The organism is Petrocella atlantisensis, assembly GCF_900538275.1.
Lineage (GTDB): Bacteria > Bacillota > Clostridia > Lachnospirales > Vallitaleaceae > Petrocella > Petrocella atlantisensis.
Map to the genome: position 1 here is coordinate 980,386 of NZ_LR130778.1, position 21,234 is coordinate 1,001,619.

Below are 21,234 nucleotides of genomic sequence, written 5' to 3' on the forward strand. Positions count from 1 at the left end.
GACCTCTTCGGTGTCATTGAAATTATAACAAATATTCCTGAAGAGCACAATAAATACATACGCTCAATCAACACCGACCATGAAGTTCATATCCCTACAACATAAAAAAGCTAGAACAACATGTTGCCATGTCAGCTCTAACTTTTACGAACGAAACACCCCTGCTCGTTCTTTTTGTTTCCACCCCCGGAAACGTATAGGCTCTACACCTATCATTATCTTTTGGACCTTTTGTTCATTCCGTTTTCTATCCCCAATTAAGAAAGCGGTATTTCAATTGCGCAACGTATTAATCCAACGTGTTCTTACATGAAAAGAACTTCCCTTGTATAGATTGCCTGTGATTGTTTTACCATTCAACAAAACCAGATTTCCTCGTTTTTGAATCTAAAACTTCAGCCCATTCGGTCAGCCAACTGTTTAAGGTGTTGTATGATTCATCGTCCTCGCATTATTACCTGTAACATGTCATAGCATTGAACATCCTACTCTATATGTGATATCCACATTATGTCTCGTTCACAAGGTCCTAACAAGTATTATATCATGGACATGTGATAATTACTAGTTTTTTTTGTTCTTTCAACCTATTTCTTGTGATTATTGTGATTATTTACTTTCACAAAGCATGTATTACGCTTTCGCTCCATAGATCTCATAATAAGCATCAATACTACTTTTGATCTCATCATCAATATAAACTCTACCATCAATGGCTCTGTTATGTAAGTAACCCACCACTTCCTCCATGGTGACAATGGCGCAAGTTTCAATATTAAATGCATCCGCAAGTTCCTTAAGAGCAGATTGTGCACCTCTGCCTTTTTCCATACGATCTACGGATATAATCAGCCCAAGAACATTCACATTGGCTGCTGATTTTAGTAGTGGCATGGTCTCATAGATGGAGGTTCCGGCTGTTGTCACATCTTCAATAATGATAATCTTATCACCATCTTGAAGTTTGGCACCAAGAAAGCCACCCACATCTCCGTGATCCTTTTGCTCTTTGCGATTGGAACAATAAGCGACATCAGCACCATAAGATTTGGACAATGAAACAGATGTGGTCACACTAAGGGGTATGCCTTTATATGCCGGCCCAAAAAGTATCTGAAAATCTGTCCCAAAATTCTCCTTGATTGCTTTCGCATAATAATCCCCAAGTAAACTCAACTGTCTGCCCGATCTATAATTGCCTGCATTGATGAAAAATGGTGTTTTTCTACCACTTTTTGTTGTAAAATCCCCAAATGTCAGAACCTCACTGTCTACCATAAACTCTATAAATTCTTTTTTATATTGATCCATATTTTCTTCCCTTCAATGATAAGTAGGGGTTAATCCTATAACCATTAATCATTTTACAATGCCTACAATATCATTTATATTTTCTATTCCCTTATTTTGCATGAAAATCAACATTTCGTCAAGTATTTTCATGGTGGCACAAGGGTCTAATAAATTTGCAGTACCTACAGCTATTCCGGTAGCACCTGCCATCATAAATTCGATAGCATCCTCACCTGTCATAATACCACCCATGCCAATAATAGGTAGCCTAATGGTATTTGCCACTTGATACACCATCCTAATTGCTACCGGTTTAATGGCCGGTCCGGACAAACCGCCTTGCTTCGTTGATAAAATAAATTGTCGCTTATGAATATCAATACGGCTGCCAATAAGCGTGTTTATTAGTGATACCGCATCTGCACCACCTGCTTCAACCGCTCTTGCAATCTCTGTAATATCCGTCACATTAGGGCTGAGCTTAACAATCAGGGGCTGCTTTGCTACCTTTTTAACCGCTTCCGTAACCTTCATAGCCATATTAGGATCTATACCAAAGGCTACACCGCCTTCTTTTATATTCGGACAAGAAATGTTCAGTTCTAGAAAATCCACATCTGCAGTAGCCAGTCGACTGGCCACGGCTACATATTCCTCAATGGTTCTTCCTGCAAGATTCACGGCAATCTTTGTATCAAATTGTCTTAAAAAAGGAATATCTTCGGCAATGAAAGCTTCAACGCCGGGATTTTGTAAACCTACTGCATTAATCATACCACCATAAGTCTCTACAATTCTTGGTGCCGGATTGCCCATCCATGGTACATTGGCCACGCCTTTTACCACCACGCACCCAATCTTGTTCATGTCAACATAGGGTTCATACTCTCTACCGGAACCAAAAGTACCGGAAGCGGTCATAATAGGGTTTTTTAGTTCAACGCCAGCAATGTTTATACCCAAATTCATTAGAACAGCACCTCCTTAGCATCAAAAACCGGGCCGTCTTTACATACCTTTTTATACGTAAATCCAAGTTCTGTTTCTGCTACAATTTTGGTCACACAACCTACACAACCGCCGAAGCCGCATCCCATACGTTCTTCTAAGGAAAGCTGTGCCGAAAGGTTGTTCTTACTTGCATAATCCTTTACACCTTTAAGCATGGGTGTAGGGCCACAAGCATATATCGTGCCTTGCAGACCTTTTTCTTCAAGAAGTGCCACCACATGGCCTTTAAAGCCAGTTGAACCATCATCTGTTGTCACATAAACCTTACCGTATTTTTCCAAACGTTCTATCAAGTAAGGGTTGGATCTAAACCCAACGACAATGGTTTTCTTACCTTTCAACTCTTTAGCCAGTTGTACAAGGGGTGGTGTGCCTACACCACCACCGATGATCAAAACATCTTCTTCATAATCTGGGTCAAACTTAAAACCATTACCAAAGGGCCCTAACACTTCAATCTGCTCACCTGACACATAAGAGGCAAACTCGGCCGTACCATCACCTAGGATCGCATATACAAGGTGTAGACGCCCCCCTTTCCTATCAATCTCGCAGATGCTAATAGGTCTTGGCAATAATCGACCTTTATGATGACAATACAGGTTTACAAACTGGCCCGTTTTTGCCTCCATAGCAATAGATGGACAATCAAGAACCATTTCATATACTTGGTCAATTAAATGAATGTTTTCTATAATTTTACAGTTGATTTTACTTTTATAACTTGTTTGGCACATATAATTCTCCCATATTATAGATTGACATGGTCGCTTCATTCATGTCGGCGCATATGATGTCCAGCATGCCTTGAGCTGTATCAAGAGACGTTAATACCGGAACCGTGGCCTCTATAGCTGCTCTACGTATTCTAAAACCATCTCTCGTTACATCATTTGCTTTAGTTGGCGTGTTAATAACAACATCAATTAGTCCGCTTCTGATTAAGTCCAGAATATTAGGAACGCCTTCATTGATCTTCTTAGCAATCTGTGCATCCATGCCATTTTCCTTAAGAACCCTGGCTGTTCCTTCTGTTGCGATAAATCGATACCCCATCTCAATAAATTTTTTGGCCATTGGTATGAATTCCTTCTGATCAATAGGCTTAATGGTGGCTAGAATATTCCCTTTTGGCTTGATAATGCCCATACCTGATCCAACAAATCCTTTGTATAATGCTTCTTCGAAGGTTTTTCCGACACCTAGGACTTCGCCAGTGGACCTCATTTCAGGCCCTAGTGAAACCTCAACATCCGGTAACTTTTGGGTTGAAAAGACCGGAACTTTGATAGCTACAAGATCAGCTTCCCTGTATATGCCGGTTCCAAAGCCCATATCCACGAGCTTTTCACCTAACATCGCTCTCGTTGCCAGTTCTATCATGGGGACGCCGGTCACTTTACTAATATAAGGCACTGTTCTTGAAGATCTAGGATTCACTTCAATGATATATAACACGTCTTCAAATTCAATGTACTGAATGTTAATCATACCCACAACTTGAAGGGCTATGGCGATTTTCTCTGTCTGTACCAGAATCTGTTGCTTTAAAGCGTCTGATAAGCTTCGTGGTGGGTAAATGGATATGCTGTCACCTGAATGGACCCCGGCTCTTTCTAAATGTTCCATAATACCGGGTATTAAGATACTTTCACCGTCACAGATGGCATCCACTTCGATTTCCTTACCGGTTAAATACCGGTCAATAAGTACCGGATTTTTATGATCTCTTTCAAAAGCTGGTCCAAGGTAGTTCTTAAGCTCTATATCATTATACGTGATTTCCATACCTTGTCCCCCTAGAACATAAGATGGGCGAACAAGTACTGGATAACCTAAGAGTTCCGCTTCTTTAAGACCTTCTTCTATTGACCAGACAGCTTTTCCTTTTGGTCTTGCTACATCCAGTTTCTCCATGAGGTCGTCAAACTTTTCCCTGTCTTCAGCTTCATCTATTTGTTTTGGCTTTGTTCCAAGAATCGGTACTTCCATCTGATCTAGGAAACCGGCTAATTTAATGGCTGTTTGTCCACCAAATTGTAAGATCACCCCATCCGGTTTTTCTTTTTCGATGATATTCAGCACATCTTCTTCTGTTAAAGGTTCAAAGTATAGTTTATCAGCCGTATCAAAGTCCGTACTCACTGTTTCCGGATTGTTATTGGCAATAATAGTCTCTATGCCCGCTTTCTTAAGGGCTAAGATAGAATGCACTGAGCAATAATCAAATTCTATCCCTTGTCCGATACGTATGGGACCCGATCCAATAACTAAGACTTTTTTACGATCTGATACCGCCACTTCATCGACTTCATCATAAGTCGAGTAATAATAGGGTGATACAGCTTCGAATTCGCCTCCACAGGTATCCACCATCTTAAAGACAGCTTCTATATGGTAGGCTTTTCTGAGGTTTAAGACTTCTATGGGCATACATCCAACAAAATCAGCGATGGCTTTATCTGAGAAACCTTTGATTTTTAACCATTTCATGTAGTCACGATCAATCTGGTCAATGCTCATGCCTCTCAACTTTTCTTCTTCGTCTACGATGTTTTTGATTTTGTTAACAAAATAGATATCCATCCCCGTGATCTTACAGATCTTATCCATTCTATAGCCACGACGGATTAACTCAGCTAAGTCAAATAACCGCTCATCATCCGGTACTTGCACTCTTTTTTTTAATTCATCCATATCTCTGGATGCCGCTTTTTTATGATGTAGGCTATATTGACCAATCTCCAAAGACCGCACTGCTTTAAGTAGTGCTGCTTCAAAATTATTGCCAATGGCCATAACTTCCCCTGTAGCCATCATCTTGGTACCCAGCGTTTTCTTAGCTCTTCTAAATTTATCAAAAGGCCATTTGGGTATTTTGATGACACAATAATCTAACGTGGGCTCAAAGCAAGCTTGTGTTTTTTTGGTAACAGCATTTTGAATTTCGTCTAATCGGTAGCCCAGTGCTAGTTTTGCCGACACTTTTGCAATGGGATAGCCTGTTGCTTTTGAAGCCAACGCTGAAGACCGACTCACTCTTGGGTTGATCTCAATAATGGCGTATTCAAAACTTTCCGGATGAAGAGCTAGTTGTACATTACAACCTCCGACAATACCCACTTCATTGATGATGTCCAAGGAAGCTTTTCTAAGCATCTGATATTCCACATCCGATAGGGTCTGGGAGGGTGCAACAACAATACTATCTCCAGTATGAACACCTACCGGATCAATGTTTTCCATATTACATACGGTGATGGCATTACCTGCACAATCACGCATGACTTCATATTCAATCTCTTTCCATCCTTTAATGGATTTCTCAAGAAGAACCTGACCAACCCGTGACAGTTGAAGGCCTGATGCCAGAATCTGCTTCAATTCTTCTCTGTCTTCTGCAATACCGCCACCGGATCCACCCAAGGTATACGCCGGTCTAACCACGACGGGGTATCCGATATGAGATGCAAAATCCACACCTTCTTCCATAGTGGTTACGATCTTACTTTCAATAACCGGCTGACCGATTTTTTCCATTAATTTCTTAAAATCTTCTCTGTCTTCCCCTTCTTTGATTGCATCAATCTGGGTGCCTATAACTTTTACATTATATTTTTCCAAAATGCCTGCATCATGAAGCTCAACAGCCAGATTCAGTCCGGTTTGCCCGCCCATGCCTGCTATTAGACTATCCGGACGTTCCTTATCAATTACTTTTTCCAAGAATGGTAATGTTAAGGGTTCTATGTAAACAATATCTGCTACTTCTTTATCTGTCATAATGGTCGCAGGGTTACTATTGACAAGTACAGTAATGACCCCTTCTTCTCTAAATGCCTGGCATGCTTGTGTTCCTGAATAGTCAAACTCTGCTGCTTGTCCAATGACGATTGGACCCGAGCCTATAACCAGAACTTTTTTTATTGAATTATCTTTTGGCATATTGTTATCCTTTCTTATCCATCACGATAGGTCTCATGGTGTCATGATTTCTATGAATTCATTAAATATAGGGTCTGTATCATGAGGTCCGGGACAAGCTTCCGGATGAAATTGAATACTATAAATCTGATGTTCATGATGTTTCATACCTTCGACTGTACCATCATTTAAATTGATATGAGTAACTACTACACCTTCAGGAAGTCCATCTTCACAAACCACATAGCCGTGGTTCTGAGAAGTAATCATAACCCGACCTGTACTTAGGTCTTTAACCGGATGGTTCGCACCTCTATGTCCAAACTTTAACTTCTCTGTATCGCCCTCAAGGGCCAACGCCAGCAATTGATGTCCTAGACAAATACCTGTTATCGGTTTTTTGCCAATAAGTTTTTTAATCTCATGTATAACGGTTGCTACGTCTTTAGGATCACCAGGTCCGTTGGATAGAAAAACACCATCTGGACTAAGAGCAAGTATTTCTTCTGCTTTCGTATGCGCAGGTACTAAGGTTATTTTACAATTTCTATTTTTAAAAGATCTTAAAATATTATTTTTAATACCAAAGTCCATGGCTACAATATGAATACCGTCGCCTTCTATCACTTTTACTTCTTTAGAAGTGACCTCTTCAACCGCCTTGTCATTATGAAAACCATTAAATTTACTAGCAATTTGACTCTGTGTTAGGTCTCTTACTGTAATGATACCCTTCATGGTACCTGAATTTCTGATTATTTTTGTTAATGCTCTTGTGTCAATACCTTCGATACCTAATATCTTATGACGGTTTAGATACTCATCGATTTCAAATTCGCAACGCCAATTGTTTGGATTGTCCGCCTTTTCTCTGACAACAAAGCCTTTTACTTTAACGCTGGCGGATTCATGGTCATCTAGGTTCAAACCATAATTACCAATCATAGGGTAGGTCATGGTTACAATCTGGCCGTAATAAGAAGGATCTGTCAAAATTTCTTGATAGCCGGTCATGCTGGTATTAAAAACAACCTCACCGACAGTCTCCTTCATATATCCAAAAGCTTTGCCTTCAAATACTGTTCCATTTTCTAATATAAGTTTTGCCTTCATGATAGGATTCCTCTCTATAAAACGCGGTTAAGATCAGCTTTCATGTCCAGTGCCGCTTGACGTGAGGCTTTTGCAAAATCTTTGGCATCAAAGTCCTTTTTATAAGCGGGTTTTTGGTAAGCAGCAATGATGCCTCTTGAGGAATTTACAATAGCCCCCAAGCCATCTTTATTAAAACAACCTGCAAGATCTTCAGCTGTTGCCCCTTGTGCCCCATAGCCCGGTACTAAAAAGTACGTCTTGGGCATAATGCCTCTCAGTACTTGACCCTGCTTAGAATGGGTTGCACCTACGACAGCACCAATTCTGCTATAACCGGATTGTCCCATATAAGCTTCACCCCATTTTGAGACCAGCCCACCCATGTACTCATACAAGTGTTCGGACCCCACCATAATGTCTTGGATTTCACCGCTGTTTGGGTTGGAGGTTTTTACCAGCACGAACAGACCTTTATCATAGGCTTCGCAGTTACTCATATAAGGTTCTATGGAATCGTACCCAAGATATGGGTTCAATGTTATAAAGTCTTCTTTATAGACTTCAAATTGATTCTCTTCCACTAACACACGACCGATATGGCCATCAGAATAGCTTTCGGCTGTTGAAGCAATATCACTTCTTTTGATATCTCCAATAACAACCATACCTTTTTCCTTAGAATAAGCGATGGTATCAATATAAGCTTGCATACCTGCTGCCCCATACTGTTCGTACATGGCGACTTGTGGCTTAACTGCTGGTACAATGTCATAAATCTCGTCAATAATAGCTTTGTTGAACAAGAGGAAGGCATATGCGGCACCGGATAATGTTTTTCCATAAGCATCATAAGCTTTTTCACGAATATATTCCGGTATATAATCCAGTCTTGGGTCCAAACCAACAACCGTCGGATTCTGTGTTTCATTTATTTTCTTAATAAGCTGATCAATCATTCTTATACCTCCTGATTTTCATTGTCGTCATATTTTATCACACCTTTTACAAGGGTGTACTTAACTTTACCAGTTACTTTTACCCCATCATAAGGCGTATTACGTCCTTTGGACTTAAATGTGTTCTTATCAATCACATAATCTTCTTCGGGTTGTATGATGGTTATGTCTGCCATTTTCCCTACTTCCAAGCTACCTTTATCAATCCCTAACAACTTGGCAGGATTCAAGCTCATCTTTTCTATAAGTTGACTCGGTGTTAGAAGTCCAGAATGTACCAGTGTTTGTAAAGACAATCCAAGGGCTGTTTCAAGACCTACTATGCCGTTGGCCGCACTGTCAAAGCCACTATCTTTTTCTGAAGGTGCATGTGGTGCATGATCTGTGGCTATTATGTCTATTGTACCATCTTTTAGTCCTTCAAGTATGGCATTTACATCTGCTTGGGTTCTAAGAGGCGGGTTCATTTTCATGTTGGCGTCTTGTCCATCTACAGCTTCATCTGTTAAGGTGAAATGATGAGGACATACCTCTGCGGTTACGTGAATACCTTTGCTTTTTGCCTCTCTTATTAAATCCACACTTCCAGCTGTACTGACATGGCAAAGGTGCAGTCTTGCCCCTGTACTTTTTGCAAGTAGAATATCTCTGGCTGTAATAATGTCTTCTGCATCATTAGGTATGCCAGGAAGTCCCAGTTCTTTTGATCGTTGACCATCATTCATACAGCCACCATTAGCCAGATCATCGTCTTCACAATGGGATAAAACCGGAATATTAAGTCTTGCTGCTTCAAACATGGCTGTTTTAAGAATTTTGGCATTTAAGACCGACCGCCCATCTTCACTAATGGCAATGGCACCACTGTCTACCATCATATCAATTGATGCTAATACTTCACCTTTTTGACCAAGGGTAATGGCGCCAATAGGCAGTACATGGGCATGACCTTTCTCTTTGGCCTTCTTAATGATATGTTTGATAATCTTAGGTGAATCGATAACCGGTTTGGTATTAGGCATACAGCATACCGTGGTAAAACCACCTGCTACAGCGCTTAAAGTACCTGACTCAATATCTTCCTTATATTCATATCCCGGTTCTCTTAGATGAACATGAACATCAATGAGTCCAGGTATTACCCAACATCCTTTTGCATCAATGATGGTTACGTCTTTGTTATCTGGAATATGGCCGATTTTTTTTATTTTTCCCCGTTCCACCAATATATCGGATATTTCATCTCTTCCAGATGACGGATCAATGATTCTACCATGCTTAATAAGTATTTTCATTGGCTACCTCCATTTCTAAATGAACTTAAATGATTGTGGTTATAAAAAAACAATAAACGAATTGGCTTAATACCAATCATTTATTGTTCTATAAACGTCAACGGCTAATTCTGACAGATTGGTATAATACATACCCTCTACCAAATTACTTGTTACACACTTTATCCTTTTTTTCTCACTATAAAAATACGCACCGATGTCTCGCATCATATTTCCTCCCTTTTCGGCCTCTCTGGACCAATTTAAAGTTAGCATGCGTAACGCTAAATATGCTTTATTAATTTCAATAGATTTTAACATAGGGTATCTAGAATGTCAACGGTTATGTTATCCTAGTCATGGTTAATCATCACATATTTTTTAATCGCTCGGCTTGATCTGCCGTGGTGAGACTATCAATAAGCTCATCTAGATCACCATTTAAAATTGCTTCCAGTTTATGTAATGTTAATTTGATTCTATGATCCGTCACACGTCCTTGTGGGAAATTATAGGTTCTTATTTTTTCACTACGATCGCCTGTACCGACTTGGCTTTTTCTACTCTCAGCTTGTTCTGATTGCTGTTTCTGAAGCTCCATCTCATAGAGTCTTGAACGTAGAACTTGTAAAGCCTTGTCTTTATTTTTCAGTTGTGATTTACCATCTTGACAGGATACAACCAAGCCTGTTGGGATATGGGTAACACGTACTGCTGAGTCTGTTGTATTAACCGATTGGCCACCATTTCCGGAGGATCTAAATACATCAATTCGTAAATCATTCATATCCAGTTCGACTTCAACATCCTCAACTTCCGGCATCATTGCAACAGTTACCGTTGAAGTATGAATCCTGCCACCTGATTCTGTAGCGGGAATTCTTTGTACTCGATGGACACCACTTTCATACTTGAGTTTTGAATATACATTATTGCCACTGATTTCAAAAATAATTTCTTTGAAACCACCAATACCGTTTTCATTCACTGAAACGACATCTATCTTCCATCTTCTTGAATCCGCATAATGACTATACATTCTATACAACTCAGCATTAAATAAAGCAGCCTCATCGCCACCGGCACCTGCTCTTATCTCGACAAAAACATTCTTTTCATCATTTGGGTCTTTTGGTATAAGTAGAATTTTGATTTCATCTTCTAGTATCGTTAACAAGGATTTACTCTCTGCTAACTCTTCCTTGGCCATTTCTTTCATTTCTTCATCAGACTCTTCGTCTAAAATCATCAACATTTCTTCAATGTTATTTTTTGTTGCAACATATTGCTTATACTTTTCAACAATAGTTGACAAATCACTATGTTCTTTCATCAACTTGCGCCATCGATCTTGTTGGGAAATCATCTCCGGGTCATTAATCATTTGAGATATGTCTTCATACCTTGCAACCAGACCCTCTAATCTATCAAACATCTTTTCACCTCTATTTTAATTTCTAACTTGTTTATGCCCAATAACCATTCGGTCATTTCCAGACAAGTCTTTATAACCTTTTACATTTTGGTAATTATTTTCTTCCATCAACCTACAAACAGCTTCCATTTGATCATGGCCAATTTCAAAAAGTAGATAGCCACCTTCTTTTAAGTAAGGCTTACCTTCTACAACAATGCGTCTATAAAAATCTAATCCGTCGATGCCACCATCCAGTGCTAAGTTTGGTTCCCGGTCTTTGACTTCTATGCTCAGACCATGAATGGTTTCTGTACATATATAGGGCGGATTAGAAATAATCATATCCACGCTTAATTGAGGCAATTCTAGAAATAGATCACTTTCATATAATGTAAGTCTATCACTTACATCTAGATTAAGACCATTTTCCTGGGTTATAGAAATTGCTTCATTTGATACATCGACACCATATACATGAATATCTGCACATTCCTTTAACAATGTTATACCAATGCAACCACTACCACAACACATATCTATAACATCTTTCATTCTTTTTTCTTTGATTATAGATATGGCTTTTTCCACCAGTTCTTCTGTTTCAAATCTAGGTATTAAGACATGACCATTAACCTTGAAATCATAACCATAAAAATTTTGATATCCTAGTATATGTTGAAGAGGTTCCCCTGATAAACGGCGCCGTATAAGATTCATAAAACTGAGATAAATCTCATCTGACAAAGTCTTTTCCTGTAAAAGTGTAAGCTCTGTCATACTACATCCTAGTAGTTCAGCTAATAACCACCTGGCATCCACTTCGGAATCTTGTTTGTTCGCAATATCGAATTCTTTTTTAGCATCTGCTAATACCTCACTGATTTTATGCTGATTCATCTATGGGTTCATCTTTCCATGTGTCTTCTTCTAATACATTCATAAAGGCTGTAATAGCTATTTCTACCTGGCTTTCATCTGGCTCACTGGTTGTGATTCTTTGCAGGGCCATACCAGGTGATGCAAAAATATTAATAAGTCCATTGTCAAACTTACCGAATATTTTTAGTAACTCATAGGAAATACCTGCAATCAAAGGCAATGCCAATAGCCTTACACCGATACGTAACCAAAAAGTCTGAACATTAATAATGGTCAATACAACAATGCTCACCGTCACAATTATAAAAATAAAGTTGGTGCCACATCGCTTGTGAAAACGTGAATGTTTCATAACATTCTCTATTGTAACTTCATCACCACTTTCATAGCAATTAATGGTTTTGTGCTCAGCACCATGGTATTCGAATACTCTTTGTATATCCTTCATTTTGGAGATAAGGAAAATATAACCAATTAAGATTAGAATTCTAATAATTCCATCCATCAGATTCATCCAACGGCCTTCCGGTAAAAACCTTCCCATGATTTGAGACAAAAATGCCGGTACAATGAAAAATAAACCAATGGACAATGCTAATGCAAGTACCATTGAAATCACAATAACAATATCGTTCATACGATCGCCAAATTTTGCTTCAAGAAACTTTTCAAACTTCGAAGGGGCTTCCTCTTCACCTTCTACTTCAAAAAACTCGGCTGAGAAGGTAAGAATCTTCATACCAATAACCATAGATTCCAAAAATGCAACCCCACCACGAATCAAAGGTAAGCCTAAGATTTTGTAACGTTTTGTCAAACTCACATATTCTCTTTTATCTAATACTATTTTTTGATCGGATGTTCTAACGGCTGTAGCGTACTTCTCATTGTTTCTCATCATGACGCCTTCAATGACCGCTTGACCACCAATACTTGGTCGTTCCATAATATCACTTCCATCTGTTTATATTTATCCCAAACACCATAGCTCTGCATTTAAGATTTCTTTAGTATATCACACTCTTATTAGAGCTGCCAATAAAAATCCAATACCCCATAACCTTTATAGAAAAGAGCTGAGGAAAACCTCAGCTCTTCGTTTTTTCTTCTTTAGGAAAGTCTCTGCTATGTAACGATCAAGTAAATCTTTCCTGCCGGAACAATTTGCACTGCAAAGCGAGGCGTAGCCTCTTTGTTCTTATGCTTCTGTGTTTTGTCTGAATTTACGATTGAATTTATCAATACGTCCACGTGCCTGAACAGATTTTTGTTGACCTGTATAGAACGGATGACATTTTGAGCAAATCTCTACGTGTATAGATTCATTTGTAGTCCCAGTAACAAATTCGTTGCCGCAGTTACATTTAACTGTTGCTTGATTATAAACCGGATGAATGCCTTGCTTCATTCTTTTCACCTCTTTCGCCCGTGCTAATATTATATGACCGACATAATATATCGAGCAATATTTTCGATTGAGAATTAATTTTTCTCAAAACAGCTCTTAAATTATAACATAAATATTTTTACTTATCAATCTTTTTAATAGTTTGACAAAATATTTTTTGATAGTTTATGAATGTACTCAGCATTTGACTTCGTATCCATAAAGACTTTCAACATAGAATCAATGACATCTTCTGATCTCATATTGGCACTGACTTTTCTTAGTTTGTTAACAGCTTCCAGTTCTTCTTCCGTATAAAGCAAATCGTCTTTACGCGTACTGGATTTGGATAAATCTATGGCTGGGAATATGCGACGTTCTGAGAGTTTACGATCAAGAACAACTTCCATGTTTCCGGTCCCTTTGAATTCTTCAAATATAACCTCATCCATCTTACTTCCTGTTTCAATAAGCGCCGTAGCTAATATCGTTAAGCTACCGCCTTCTTCAATATTCCTGGCTGCGCCAAAGAATTTTTTCGGCATATGTAGTGCCGCAGGATCAAGACCACCAGATAAGGTTCTACCGCTTGGTGGAATAATGAGATTATAGGCTCTGGCAAGTCTTGTAATACTATCTAATAAAATAACCAGATCTTTTTTCTGTTCAACCAATCGTTTTGCTCGTGATAGTACCATTTCTGAAACCCTTTTATGGTGTTCAGGTAGTTCATCAAAAGTTGAATAAATAACTTCTACATTCTTACCTTTGATTGAACGCCTAATATCCGTTACTTCCTCAGGTCGTTCATCAATTAACAATACAATCAGATATACATCCGGATGGTTTTGTGTGATTGCATTTGCAACCTTTTTAAGTAGTGTGGTTTTTCCTGCTTTAGGTGGTGCTACAATCATACCTCTTTGACCTTTACCAACTGGTGCTATAAAATCAATCAAACGTGTAGCCAGTTCGCTAGACTCTGTTTCAAGATGCAAACGTTCATTAGGAAAGATTGGGGTTAGACTTTCAAAGTTGGGTCGTTTAGCTGCAACTGATGGTAAATCACCATTAACGGATTGAACATAGAGTAGTGCTCTAAATTTTTCATTTTCCTTAGCAACTCTTATGTTTCCTCTTAGCATATCACCGGTTTTAAGATTGAAACGTCTAACTTGAGAAGGTGAAACATAGACATCATCATCGCCAGGCATATAGTTGTCCGAACGAATAAAGCCAAAGCCATCCGGTAATACTTCTAATATACCAAAAGCAATCTGCCCACTGTCTAATCCATTAGGATCCTGAGGTACTTCAACTTTTTTCTCCTCAGTGACTTCAGGACGCTCTTTGGATACTTCTTCCTGATCTTTAGATTGGTCTGCTAACTCGGACTTAGAGGATTTGCTTTTACTTTTCACTTCTTTTTTTGTCTTTATTTCTTTTTTTTCCTCTGTTTTAGTCTTATCTGCTTTCTTCTTATTTTCTTTTTGGTCTTTTTCGGCTTTTGCGTCTTCTTTCATTTGAATTTCAGTCAATAGCATGACCAATTCAGCTTTTTTAAAAGATGTAACGCTTCTCAATCCGATTTCTTTCGCCTTAGCACGCAATTGAACCAATGTCATTTTTGAATAATCAACGCTCAAAACAGGCCTCCTAATAATATGTAGTTTGTAATTTTATATGGGTTGTGAGTCAAAGTGAATATAAAAACAAGAATAGAATAATTACTTTAAATCAATGCAATCATTATACCATGATTCTTTTAAATATTGCAAGGCGCGTGACTTCATCCTATTATATTCCATTAGATTCCTATAGAGGGAAGTTAGCCTTTACAATAAAATAATTGCTGAAATGGCAAAGAATATTATTAAGGTCAAAGCATCTGTAATCGTTGTAATCAAAGGATTGGCCATCGTAGCTGGGTCTAGCTTAAGTTTTTTTGCAAGAATCGGCAACATACCACCAACGGTTGTTGCTGTTACAGAAGTTCCAATTAAAGTCAGACCAACAATCGATGCCAACTTTAAGTCCTGTCTAAGCAAAAGAATTCTTGTAAAATTCAGACCTCCTAGTGTACCACCAATATAAAGGCCCACTTTTATTTCTTTCCATATGACCGCCAGAAAATCATTAAAATCTATTTCTCCTAAAGTGATACCACGAATAACCAGTGTAGATGATTGTGCACCTGCGTTACCACCTGTTGACATCAACATAGGTATTACACCAAACAAAATGGCAAATTGTGCAGTTAAATACGTGTTCTCATTCGATATATATTCTGTTATAGTGGCTGAAAACATGAGTATAACCAACCACATCAGCCGTCTTTTTGCCAATTCAAAAGATGTCATGCTCATGTATTCCATATCTGATGGCTCAATCGCCGCCATTTTTTGAAAGTCTTCCGTTGTTTCTTCTTCAATAACGTCGACAACATCATCAATTGTTATAATACCAACCAGCCTATTTTCATGATCAACAACCGGCAATGATAAGAAGTCATATTTTTTGAATATATTGGCAATAACCTCTTGATCATCTGTAGTAGATACAGAAATGACCTCTGTTTCCATAATCTCGCCAACGAGATGCTCTTGTGGGCTTAGTACCAATTCTTTTAAAGTAACAATGCCTTCTAAACGTCGGGTATTATCCGTTACAAAACAGGTATATATCGTTTCTTTTGTAATACCGATACGGCGAATACGACTCATAGCATTTTCAACTGTCATATCCGCTCTTAAATCAACGAATTCTATCGTCATCAGGCTTCCAGCTGAAGCCTCTTTATAATTTAGGAATTGATTGATGAGCTTACGTTCTTTATCCGAAGCATCACGAAGAATCATTTTTACAACATTTGCCGGCATTTCTTCTAGTAAGTCAATCTTATCGTCAAAGTTGAGTTCATTAATTATATAAGCCAGTTCCTTTTCGCTAATCAACATGGATATTTCGGATTGCGTTTCAATATCCAAAAAGGCAAAAACATCTGCTGCGATTTCTTTCGGTAATAATCTATATACAATCAGCGCATCTCTATCTTCAAGCTCTTCAATAAGTTCTGCTATGTCGGCTTCTTGTAAATCAACCAATCGAGTTCTTATTTGCTTGTACGCCTTTTCATTAATCAATTCTAAGAGTTCATTGATGTTCAATATAACCCCTCCTATGTAAAGTCATGCATTTGTTGATAGGTCATGGTGTGGAAATTCATTATTATAATACTATACCGATCCGGGTATCCGTCCATACTATCAACACCTTTCTTCACATAAATGGGTTAAAAACTATCACTATTGCAAGTCTATCAAACTATGATTAAAAAGTAAACCATAAAAAAAGCCCGCCAACCGCAAGCAGTCAACAAGCCCTCTCAATGAAGTTAGCGTGCGCAGAAGGATTTGAACCCTCGGCCTTCTGGTCCGTAGCCAGACGCTCTATCCAGCTGAGCTATGCGCACATAATTTGGTTCAATCACACTTTTTATTAAAACATGCCGGAGACCGGAATCGAACCGGTACGACTTTAAGGGTCGCAGGATTTTAAGTCCTGTGCGTCTGCCAGTTCCGCCACTCCGGCATAATAAAAAATGGTTCAACATCCATATCAGACGTAGTGGGCGCAACAGGGCTCGAACCTGTGACCCCCTGCTTGTAAGGCAGGTGCTCTCCCAGCTGAGCTATGCGCCCTGGGATATTAACATACTTAAATTGATGACGACCCAGAAGGGACTCGAACCCTCGACCTCCGCCGTGACAGGGCGGCGCTCTAACCAACTGAGCCACTGGGCCATAATTTGTCACTACTTTACATTTTTCACTTTTCCCAGTACGCTACGTTGGTCCTATCGTGAGCGCTTCGCTTCACTCCTTGAACTGAGCCACTGGGCCATAATTTGTCACTACTTTACATTTTTCACTTTTCCCAGTACGCTACGTTGGTCCTATCGTGAGCGCTTCGCTTCACTCCTTGAACTGAGCCACTGGGCCATAATTTGTCACTACTTTACATTTTTCACTTTTCCCAGTACGCTACGTTGGTCCTATCATGTGCGCTTCGCTTCACTCCAAGAACTGAGCCACTGGGCCATAATTTGTCACTATACCATATTTCATTTTTCCCATTACAATAATAATTATAATGGGCCCACAGGGACTCGAACCCCGGACCATCCGGTTATGAGCCGGATGCTCTAACCAACTGAGCTATAGGCCCACATGAAGCCGACGACCGGACTCGAACCGGTAACCTGCTGATTACAAGTCAGCTGCTCTGCCAATTGAGCCACGTCGGCATATAGGTCATTTCTGTTCTGATATCTTAATTTATTCACTGTTGTTGATTCAATGTGCATTCGCTTTGCTCATTTCATTGCCCGTTTCATGCTAAGCATTCCACTAGAATTGAGCCACGTCGGCATATAGGTCATTTCTATTCTGATATCTTAATTTATTCACTCTTGTTAATTCAATGTGCATTCGCTTTGCTCACTTCTACAACTAAACCTTTTCTTTTGAAAACTTACAAAAAAAAAGAGTGACCCGTATGGGAATCGAACCCATGTTACCGCCGTGAAAGGGCGGTGTCTTGACCGCTTGACCAACGGGCCTTGTGTGTTTTTACAGACCCTTCGGTCATGTTTTTCTTCCTAAGATTCCGTAAACTTATTTTACATAGTATATAAAAGCATTAAGTTCTTCTAACTCATAAAAGCAGACCCGTTGGACATGCTTTTATTCCTAAGACTCACTAAATTTATTTTATATAGTAACTCCCCGAGCTGGATTCGAACCAGCAACCCTTCGGTTAACAGCCGAATGCTCTACCGTTGAGCCATCGAGGATTATTGTCTTTTCGCTATTTATGAAGGTTATTGTCATTTTCAGTGTTAGCATTCATTTACAAACACTGAAAACCGCATAAGAGATTGTTAACATCGACTTGTTACATGCACATATTTTAATCTTAAGCTCTAATCTTTATAATCACTTTCTTAGTTCAAGCCCTCGACCTATTAGTATTAGTCAGCTGAACACGTTACCGTGCTTACACCCTAACCTATCAACCTGGTAGTCTTCCAGGGTCTTACTCCATTTCTGGATGAGATATCTTATCTCGAGGGGCTTCACGCTTAGATGCCTTCAGCGTTTATCCCTTCCCAACATGGCTACTCTGCTATGCCTTTGGTAAGACAACAGATACACCAGAGGTCAGTCCATCCCGGTCCTCTCGTACTAAGGACAGCTCCTCTCAAATATCTTGCGCCCACGACGGATAGGGACCGAACTGTCTCACGACGTTCTGAACCCAGCTCGCGTACCGCTTTAATGGGCGAACAGCCCAACCCTTGGGACCGAATACAGCCCCAGGATGCGATGAGCCGACATCGAGGTGCCAAACCACTCCGTCGATGTGAACTCTTGGGAGTGATAAGCCTGTTATCCCCGGGGTAGCTTTTATCCGTTGAGCGATGGCAATCCCACATTCATACCACCGGATCACTAAGTCCTAGTTTCCTACCTGCTCCACCCGTCGGTGTCACAGTCAATCCATCTTATGCCTTTGCACTCTTCGAATGGTTTCCAACCATTCTGAGATGAACTTTGAGCGCCTCCGATACACTTTCGGAGGCGACCGCCAGTCAAACTCCCCACCTGACATTGTCCCCACACCAGATAATGGTGCTAGGTTAGAAACCCAATACTACAAGGAAGGTATCCCAACAACGACTCACTACAGACTGGCGTCCATAGTTCAAAGTCTCCCTTCTATCCTGTACATGTAATATCGAATCCCAGTATCAAGCTAGAGTAAAGCTCCACGGGGTCTTTCCGTCCTGTCGCGGGTAACCGGCATCTTCACCGGTACTACAATTTCACCGGGCGCGTTGTCGAGACAGTGCCCAAATCGTTACGCCTTTCGTGCGGGTCGGAACTTACCCGACAAGGAATTTCGCTACCTTAGGACCGTTATAGTTACGGCCGCCGTTTACTGGGGCTTAAGTTCGCACCTTCGACTAAAGTCTAAGCACTCCCCTTAACCTTCCAGCACCGGGCAGGCGTCAGCTCATATACTTCACCTTTCGGTTTTGCATAAACCTGTGTTTTGCTAAACAGTCGCTTGAGCCTATTCTCTGCGGCCTACTTGCGTAGGCACCCTTCTCCCGAAGTTACGGGGTCATTTTGCCGAGTTCCTTAACAACGCTTCTCCCGTCGGCCTTAGGATTCTCTCCTCATCTACCTGTGTCGGTTTGCGGTACGGGTACGTATGAAGCAATAGCGGCTTTTCTTGACAGTATGGATTTAGGAACTTCTCTACTTTAATTTCGATCCGCATCACACTTCGCCTTTTAGTTGACGGATTTGCCTATCAACCAAGCTTTGTGCTTGCACTGGTTTTTCCATTCCCAGATTTCCCTATCCTTCTGTGTCCCCACAGTTCTGTTCATACGTAGTACTAGAATTTCAACTAGTTGTCCATCGGCTACGGCTTTCGCCCTCACCTTAGGTCCCGACTTACCCAAAGAAGATCAGCTTTACTTTGGAAACCTTAGATATTCGGCCGAGAAGATTCTCACTTCTCTCTCGCTACTCATTCCAGCATTCTCTCTTCTTAACTCTCCACTGCTCCTTACGGTACAGCTTCGTCGTGTTAAGAATGCTCCTCTACCAAAACACTTATCTAAATAAGTGCTTTCCACAACTTCGGTGGTGCATTTTAGCCCCGGACATTTTCGGCGCAAGATCTCTCGACTAGTGAGCTATTACGCACTCTTTGAATGCATGGCTGCTTCTAAGCCAACATCCTAGTTGTCTGTGAAATCTCACATCCTTTTCCACTTAATGCACACTTTGGGACCTTAGCTGGTGGTCTGGGCTCTTTCCCTTTGACTATGAAACTTATCTCCCATAGTCTGACTCCTGAAAAACATCTATATGGCATTCGGAGTTTGATATGCTTCGGTAGGCTGTGAGGCCCCCTAGGCAATTCAGTGCTCTACCTCCATTAGACTATTTCAAGGCTAGCCCTAAAGCTATTTCGAGGAGAACCAGCTATCTCCGGGTTCGATTGGAATTTCTCCGCTATCCACAGGTCATCCCGCATTTTTCAACATGCGTGGGTTCGGTCCTCCATTACCTTTTACGGTAACTTCAACCTGCCCATGGATAGGTCACCCGGTTTCGGGTCTACTCACACTGACTTAACGCCCTATTAAGACTTGGCTTCCCTTCGGCTCCTGACCTTAAGTCATTAACCTTGCCAGTATAAGTAACTCGCTGGACCGTTCTACAAAAGTACGCGGTCGCACCTTAACGTGCTTCCACTGCTTGTAAACATAGGGTTTCAGGTTCTTTTTCACTCCCCTCCCGGGGTTCTTTTCACCTTTCCTTCACAGTACTATGCGCTATCGGTCACTAGGTAGTATTTAGGCTTGGGGGGTGGTCCCCCCTGCTTCACACAAGGTTCCACGTGTCTCGTGCTACTCTGGATACTGCTGGCTAAGTCGACTTTTCACCTACGGGGTTTTCACCCTCTTTGACGTGCTTTTCCAAAACACTTCGGTTAAATCTTCTTAATACCGTCCGCAGTCCACAACCCCAAAGGACTAGGTCCTTTGGTTTGGCCTCTTACCCTTTCGCTCGCCGCTACTTAGGTAATCGATGTTTCTTTCTCTTCCTTCGGGTACTTAGATGTTTCAGTTCCCCGAGTTCCCCCTGCATGGCTATGTATTCACCATGCAGTGACTGGGATCTTCCCAGCCAGGTTTCCCCATTCGGTAATCTCTGGATCATCGGCTATTTGCGCCTACCCAAAGCTTTTCGCAGCTTATCGCGACCTTCATCGGCTCCTAGTGCCAAGGCATCCACCCTATGCTCTTATTAGCTTGAACTAATAATTTGATTATTGCAACACCTTCTTGATTATTGCTAACCCATCCAGTCTTTGCTCAATCTTTGCTTAAGATTAAAATATATTCATGTAATT

General features: G+C 40.3%; 14 protein-coding genes, 8 tRNA genes and 1 rRNA gene. All 23 read right to left on the reverse strand.

Annotation, left to right across the window (positions count from 1 at the left end; translation table 11 throughout):
• Positions 1–633 precede the first annotated feature (633 nt).
• Entirely contained in the window at positions 634–1,311 is a 678-nt protein-coding gene (gene pyrE, locus PATL70BA_RS04610; RefSeq protein WP_125136285.1) for an orotate phosphoribosyltransferase, read from the reverse strand.
• Positions 1,312–1,359: 48 nt separating this feature from the next.
• Positions 1,360–2,262, reverse strand: coding sequence for a dihydroorotate dehydrogenase (locus PATL70BA_RS04615; protein ID WP_125136286.1), 903 nt, complete (start codon positions 2,260–2,262; stop codon positions 1,360–1,362).
• Positions 2,262–3,041 carry a dihydroorotate dehydrogenase electron transfer subunit gene (locus PATL70BA_RS04620; protein WP_125136287.1) on the reverse strand — a complete coding sequence of 260 codons (780 nt, stop codon included), beginning with the start codon at positions 3,039–3,041 and terminating at the stop codon, positions 2,262–2,264. The genes PATL70BA_RS04615 and PATL70BA_RS04620 overlap by 1 nt, the downstream gene beginning before the upstream one ends.
• Positions 3,022–6,249 (reverse strand): carbamoyl-phosphate synthase large subunit, encoded by a 3,228-nt coding sequence (gene carB, locus PATL70BA_RS04625; protein WP_125136288.1) that lies wholly within the window; start codon positions 6,247–6,249, stop codon positions 3,022–3,024. The genes PATL70BA_RS04620 and carB overlap by 20 nt, the downstream gene beginning before the upstream one ends.
• A 33-nt stretch (positions 6,250–6,282) precedes the next feature.
• Positions 6,283–7,341, reverse strand: a complete 1,059-nt coding sequence (locus tag PATL70BA_RS04630; RefSeq protein WP_125136289.1) for a carbamoyl phosphate synthase small subunit — start codon at positions 7,339–7,341, stop codon at positions 6,283–6,285.
• 14 nt (positions 7,342–7,355) lie between these two features.
• Entirely contained in the window at positions 7,356–8,279 is a 924-nt protein-coding gene (pyrF, locus tag PATL70BA_RS04635) for an orotidine-5'-phosphate decarboxylase (protein ID WP_125136290.1), read from the reverse strand.
• A gap of 2 nt (positions 8,280–8,281) precedes the next feature.
• Positions 8,282–9,574, reverse strand: a complete 1,293-nt coding sequence (locus PATL70BA_RS04640; RefSeq protein ID WP_125136291.1) for a dihydroorotase — start codon at positions 9,572–9,574, stop codon at positions 8,282–8,284.
• A 66-nt stretch (positions 9,575–9,640) separates the two neighbouring features.
• A complete protein-coding gene (locus PATL70BA_RS16205; protein ID WP_172596105.1) occupies positions 9,641–9,784 on the reverse strand; it encodes a hypothetical protein in 144 nt (47 codons plus the stop codon).
• Positions 9,785–9,923: 139 nt separating this feature from the next.
• Positions 9,924–10,988 carry a peptide chain release factor 1 gene (gene prfA, locus PATL70BA_RS04645; RefSeq protein ID WP_125136292.1) on the reverse strand — a complete coding sequence of 355 codons (1,065 nt, stop codon included), beginning with the start codon at positions 10,986–10,988 and terminating at the stop codon, positions 9,924–9,926.
• A 15-nt stretch (positions 10,989–11,003) separates the two neighbouring features.
• The gene (gene prmC / locus PATL70BA_RS04650; RefSeq protein WP_125136293.1) at positions 11,004–11,867 is read right to left on the reverse strand and encodes a peptide chain release factor N(5)-glutamine methyltransferase; all 864 of its coding nucleotides are present in this window, start codon (positions 11,865–11,867) and stop codon (positions 11,004–11,006) included.
• A complete protein-coding gene (locus PATL70BA_RS04655; RefSeq protein ID WP_125136294.1) occupies positions 11,854–12,795 on the reverse strand; it encodes a DUF1385 domain-containing protein in 942 nt (313 codons plus the stop codon). The genes prmC and PATL70BA_RS04655 overlap by 14 nt, the downstream gene beginning before the upstream one ends.
• A gap of 252 nt (positions 12,796–13,047) precedes the next feature.
• Positions 13,048–13,257: a 50S ribosomal protein L31 gene (gene rpmE / locus PATL70BA_RS04660; protein ID WP_125136295.1), complete on the reverse strand. Its 210-nt coding sequence runs from the start codon at positions 13,255–13,257 to the stop codon at positions 13,048–13,050.
• A 134-nt stretch (positions 13,258–13,391) separates the two neighbouring features.
• On the reverse strand, positions 13,392–14,882 hold the full coding sequence (gene rho, locus PATL70BA_RS04665; protein WP_330510238.1) for a transcription termination factor Rho: 1,491 nt from the start codon (positions 14,880–14,882) through the stop codon (positions 13,392–13,394).
• A 189-nt stretch (positions 14,883–15,071) separates the two neighbouring features.
• On the reverse strand, positions 15,072–16,403 hold the full coding sequence (gene mgtE, locus PATL70BA_RS04670; protein ID WP_330510239.1) for a magnesium transporter: 1,332 nt from the start codon (positions 16,401–16,403) through the stop codon (positions 15,072–15,074).
• Between the two features lie 231 nt (positions 16,404–16,634).
• A tRNA-Arg gene (locus tag PATL70BA_RS04675) sits at positions 16,635–16,708 on the reverse strand.
• A 34-nt stretch (positions 16,709–16,742) separates the two neighbouring features.
• Positions 16,743–16,827, reverse strand: a tRNA-Leu gene (locus PATL70BA_RS04680).
• 37 nt (positions 16,828–16,864) lie between these two features.
• A tRNA-Val gene (locus PATL70BA_RS04685) sits at positions 16,865–16,937 on the reverse strand.
• Between the two features lie 28 nt (positions 16,938–16,965).
• Positions 16,966–17,039: transfer RNA gene (locus PATL70BA_RS04690), tRNA-Asp, on the reverse strand.
• Between the two features lie 350 nt (positions 17,040–17,389).
• Positions 17,390–17,463, reverse strand: a tRNA-Ile gene (locus PATL70BA_RS04695).
• A 6-nt stretch (positions 17,464–17,469) separates the two neighbouring features.
• Positions 17,470–17,542, reverse strand: a tRNA-Thr gene (locus PATL70BA_RS04700).
• A 243-nt stretch (positions 17,543–17,785) separates the two neighbouring features.
• A tRNA-Glu gene (locus PATL70BA_RS04705) sits at positions 17,786–17,857 on the reverse strand.
• A 162-nt stretch (positions 17,858–18,019) separates the two neighbouring features.
• Positions 18,020–18,091 (reverse strand) — tRNA-Asn (locus tag PATL70BA_RS04710).
• A gap of 151 nt (positions 18,092–18,242) precedes the next feature.
• Positions 18,243–21,139 (reverse strand): 23S ribosomal RNA (locus PATL70BA_RS04715).
• Positions 21,140–21,234 lie beyond the last annotated feature (95 nt).

Coding starts and splice junctions, on each gene's coding strand:
- pyrE (WP_125136285.1), bottom strand. CDS start 1,311: ATGGATCAATATAAAAAAGAATTTATAGAGTTTATGGTAGACAGTGAG.
- PATL70BA_RS04615 (WP_125136286.1), bottom strand. CDS start 2,262: ATGAATTTGGGTATAAACATTGCTGGCGTTGAACTAAAAAACCCTATT.
- PATL70BA_RS04620 (WP_125136287.1), bottom strand. CDS start 3,041: ATGTGCCAAACAAGTTATAAAAGTAAAATCAACTGTAAAATTATAGAA.
- carB (WP_125136288.1), bottom strand. CDS start 6,249: ATGCCAAAAGATAATTCAATAAAAAAAGTTCTGGTTATAGGCTCGGGT.
- PATL70BA_RS04630 (WP_125136289.1), bottom strand. CDS start 7,341: ATGAAGGCAAAACTTATATTAGAAAATGGAACAGTATTTGAAGGCAAA.
- pyrF (WP_125136290.1), bottom strand. CDS start 8,279: ATGATTGATCAGCTTATTAAGAAAATAAATGAAACACAGAATCCGACG.
- PATL70BA_RS04640 (WP_125136291.1), bottom strand. CDS start 9,574: ATGAAAATACTTATTAAGCATGGTAGAATCATTGATCCGTCATCTGGA.
- PATL70BA_RS16205 (WP_172596105.1), bottom strand. CDS start 9,784: ATGATGCGAGACATCGGTGCGTATTTTTATAGTGAGAAAAAAAGGATA.
- prfA (WP_125136292.1), bottom strand. CDS start 10,988: ATGTTTGATAGATTAGAGGGTCTGGTTGCAAGGTATGAAGACATATCT.
- prmC (WP_125136293.1), bottom strand. CDS start 11,867: ATGAATCAGCATAAAATCAGTGAGGTATTAGCAGATGCTAAAAAAGAA.
- PATL70BA_RS04655 (WP_125136294.1), bottom strand. CDS start 12,795: ATGGAACGACCAAGTATTGGTGGTCAAGCGGTCATTGAAGGCGTCATG.
- rpmE (WP_125136295.1), bottom strand. CDS start 13,257: ATGAAGCAAGGCATTCATCCGGTTTATAATCAAGCAACAGTTAAATGT.